This is a genomic window from Mesorhizobium sp. CCNWLY176 (assembly GCF_037153935.1).
In the GTDB taxonomy this organism is placed as follows: Bacteria; Pseudomonadota; Alphaproteobacteria; order Rhizobiales; family Rhizobiaceae; genus Mesorhizobium_M; species Mesorhizobium_M zhangyense.
Genome location: NZ_JBBBDZ010000033.1, coordinates 2,501 through 6,308, shown reverse-complemented (window position 1 = coordinate 6,308; position 3,808 = coordinate 2,501). Strand labels below are relative to the sequence as shown.

At 53.3% G+C, this 3,808-nt stretch carries 1 tRNA gene and 2 rRNA genes; all 3 read right to left on the bottom strand.

The window, feature by feature from the left end:
* Position 1: 1 nt before the first annotated feature.
* The 3 genes from WBQ96_RS28135 to WBQ96_RS28125 all read right to left on the bottom strand — a co-directional run bounded on the left by WBQ96_RS28135 (position 2) and on the right by WBQ96_RS28125 (position 3,458).
* Positions 2-78, bottom strand: a tRNA-Met gene (locus WBQ96_RS28135).
* A 256-nt stretch (positions 79-334) separates the two neighbouring features.
* Positions 335-449 (bottom strand): 5S ribosomal RNA (rrf, locus tag WBQ96_RS28130).
* 196 nt (positions 450-645) lie between these two features.
* Positions 646-3,458, bottom strand: a 23S ribosomal RNA gene (locus tag WBQ96_RS28125).
* Between the last annotated feature and the right edge of the window lie 350 nt (positions 3,459-3,808).

Genomic DNA, 3,808 nt, shown 5'->3' with positions numbered 1-3,808 from the left:
TTGGTTGCGGGGGTAGGATTTGAACCTACGACCTTCAGGTTATGAGCCTGACGAGCTACCGGGCTGCTCCACCCCGCGTCAACTGTTCGGCAATGCCGGCCGGGCAGCCCGGACTTTTTGTTTTGTCCGTCCTCGAAGCCTTTGGCTTCTGCGGGCGGTCGGGGTGCTGCTCCACCCCGCGTCAACTTGTGCGGCAATTGCCGGTCTTTATTGTAAGCTTGCGCTTACTTTTCTTGCGATGGCCTGCCAATGGAAAGGGCCGCTTGCGCGGCCCGGAGTACCCGTTGGCGGGCCATCATCGTTTGGAGAAGACTTTTTCACATGCACTTTGCAGACCTGGCAGCGACTTACTCTCCCGCGTCTTGAGACGAAGTACCATCAGCGCTGGAGCGTTTCACGGCCGAGTTCGGAATGGGATCGGGTGCAGCCGCTCCGCCATAACCACCAGGTCGGCAAAGTGCATGTGTTTTCGAGAAGCTGTTTTGAGCGAATAGCCGATAGAGAGTAGCGAACAGGGGTTTATTCCTTTTTGCTGCCCGCTCATGAGCTGTTCGCTGGTCTTGTTTGTGCCTTGTCCGGCGCTCTTGGCTAGAGCATAGGGCCGAAGGCCCGCTCATGCATGAGCGATGAACATAAGTAATGAGAACGATCAAGCCAATCGAGCTATTAGTACCGGTAAACTTCATGCGTTGCCGCACTTCCATACCCGGCCTATCAACGTGGTCGTCTTCCACGGCTCTCAGGGAATACTCGTTTTAAGGTGGGTTTCCCGCTTAGATGCCTTCAGCGGTTATCCCGTCCGTATATAGCTACCCTGCTATGCGGCTGGCGCCACAACAGGTCCACCAGAGATACGTCCATCCCGGTCCTCTCGTACTAGGGACAGATCCTTTCAATATTCCTACACCCACGGCAGATAGGGACCGAACTGTCTCACGACGTTCTGAACCCAACTCACGTACCGCTTTAAATGGCGAACAGCCATACCCTTGGGACCTGCTCCAGCCCCAGGATGCGATGAGTCGACATCGAGGTGCCAAACAACCCCGTCGATATGGACTCTTGGGGGTCATCAGCCTGTTATCCCCGGCGTACCTTTTATCCGTTGAGCGATGGCCCTTCCACGCGGGACCACCGGATCACTATGACCGACTTTCGTCTCTGCTCGACTTGTCAGTCTCGCAGTCAGGCGGGCTTATGCCATTGCACTCGACGACCGATTTCCGACCGGTCTGAGCCCACCATCGCGCGCCTCCGTTACTCTTTAGGAGGCGACCGCCCCAGTCAAACTACCCACCATACATTGTCCCGGACCCGGATAACGGGCCGCGGTTAGACATCCATAGAGATAAGGGTGGTATTTCAAGGTTGGCTCCACCAAGGCTGGCGCCCTGGCTTCAAAGCCTACCACCTATCCTACACATGCCACTACGAATGCCAATGTAAAGCTATAGTAAAGGTGCACGGGGTCTTTCCGTCTAACCGCAGGAACCCCGCATCTTCACGGGGAATTCAATTTCACTGAGTCTATGCTGGAGACAGCGGGGAAGTCGTTACGCCATTCGTGCAGGTCGGAACTTACCCGACAAGGAATTTCGCTACCTTAGGACCGTTATAGTTACGGCCGCCGTTTACTGGGGCTTCGATTCAGAGCTTGCACCCCTCCTCTTAACCTTCCAGCACCGGGCAGGCGTCAGACCCTATACGTCGTCTTGCGACTTCGCAGAGCCCTGTGTTTTTGATAAACAGTCGCTACCCCCTGGTCTGTGCCACCCACATATACTTGCGTACATATGGGTCACGCTTCTTCCGAAGTTACGCGTGCAATTTGCCGAGTTCCTTCAGCATAGTTCTCTCAAGCGCCTTGGTATACTCTACCAGTCCACCAGTGTCGGTTTCGGGTACGGTCTATAAGTGGGAGCTATTTCCTGGAACCACTTCGCCGCCAGATCAATCCAATAAGACCTGACAACACACGTGATCCGTCACTACCCACAGGCCCACGAATATTAACGTGGTTCCCATCGTCTACGCATTTCTGCCTCGACTTAGGGGCCGGCTAACCCTGCTCAGATTAACTTTAAGCAGGAACCCTTGGACTTTCGGCGGGGGAGTCTCTCACTCCCCTTACGTTACTCATGTCAGCATTCGCACTTCTGATACCTCCACCACCCCTCACGGGTATGGCTTCATCAGCTTACAGAACGCTCCGCTACCGCTTGACCCTTGCGGATCAAACCCAAAGCTTCGGTGCATGGCTTTAGCCCCGTTACATTTTCGGCGCAAAGACCCTTATTTAGACCAGTGAGCTGTTACGCTTTCTTTAAATGATGGCTGCTTCTAAGCCAACATCCTGGTTGTTTTGGGATCCTCACATCCTTTCCCACTTAGCCATGACTTGGGGACCTTAGCTGTTGGTCAGGGTTGTTTCCCTCTTCACAATGGACGTTAGCACCCACTGTGTGTCTGCCGACTAGTACTCTCGGGTATTCGGAGTTTGGTTAGGTTTGGTAATCCGGTGAGGACCCCTAGCCCATCCAGTGCTCTACCCCCCGAGGTATTCGGTCGACGCTCTACCTAAATAGATTTCGCGGAGAACCAGCTATTTCCGAGTTTGATTGGCCTTTCACCCCTAGCCACAAGTCATCCCGAACTATTGCAACAGTTATGGGTTCGGACCTCCAGTAAGTGTTACCTTACCTTCATCCTGCTCATGGCTAGATCACTCGGTTTCGGGTCTAATGCGACGAACTGAACGCCCTGTTCAGACTCGCTTTCGCTGCGCCTACACCTACCGGCTTAAGCTTGCTCGTCACACTAAGTCGCTGACCCATTATACAAAAGGTACGATGTCACCCTTGCGGGCTCCATCTGTTTGTAGGCAATCGGTTTCAGGTACTCTTTCACTCCCCTTGTCGGGGTGCTTTTCACCTTTCCCTCACGGTACTAGTTCGCTATCGGTCATGCACGAGTACTTAGGCTTGGAGAGTGGTCTCCCCATGTTCAGACAGGATTTCACGTGTCCCGCCTTACTCAAGGATTTCTGTTCGCGTTACGTGTACGGGGCTGTCACCCATTCTTGCCCTACTTTCCAGAAGGTTCCACTTGTCTCACAAAAATCACTGGCCTGGTCCGCGTTCGCTCGCCACTACTTGCGGAGTCTCGGTTGATGTCCTTTCCTACGGGTACTTAGATGTTTCAGTTCCCCGCGTTCGCCACTTTATCCCTATTGAATTCAGGATAAGTTACCTAATATCGATACTTGTAAACCACAACCGCCACCAAACCGAAGTCCGGCAGCAGCTCTGATTTTACAAGTACCTTAGGTGGGTTTCCCCATTCGGAAATCGTCGGATCAAAGGGTATTCGCACCTCCCCGACGCTTATCGCAGCGTATCACGTCCTTCATCGCCTGTGCATGCCAAGGCATCCACCAATTGCCCTTAAGACACTTGATCGTTCTCATTGCCAATGCTCATCGATAAGGGAGTAGGGGAATAAGGGAGTAGGGCAGTATGTTTCCACACAGCCTCTCGCTCTTTCGCCATACCGCCTTGCGACGCATTGACACAAAAAGACCAGCTTCTCGAGATCGGTCCGGGGGCGCGGTTAAACAACCCATCATCTGCGGGAGATTGAGCGTCTCACCGCGACAAACCATTGTCCTCAACACATGAACCATCCCGGCAAGCTGTAACGCTTACCTTTCAGGATCATGCTCAGACAATGGAGTCCGAACAAATCTTCTCTTTACGATGTCAAACAGAACAGGCAGGAGGACCAAGAAGTCCGCTGCAAATCTTGATGT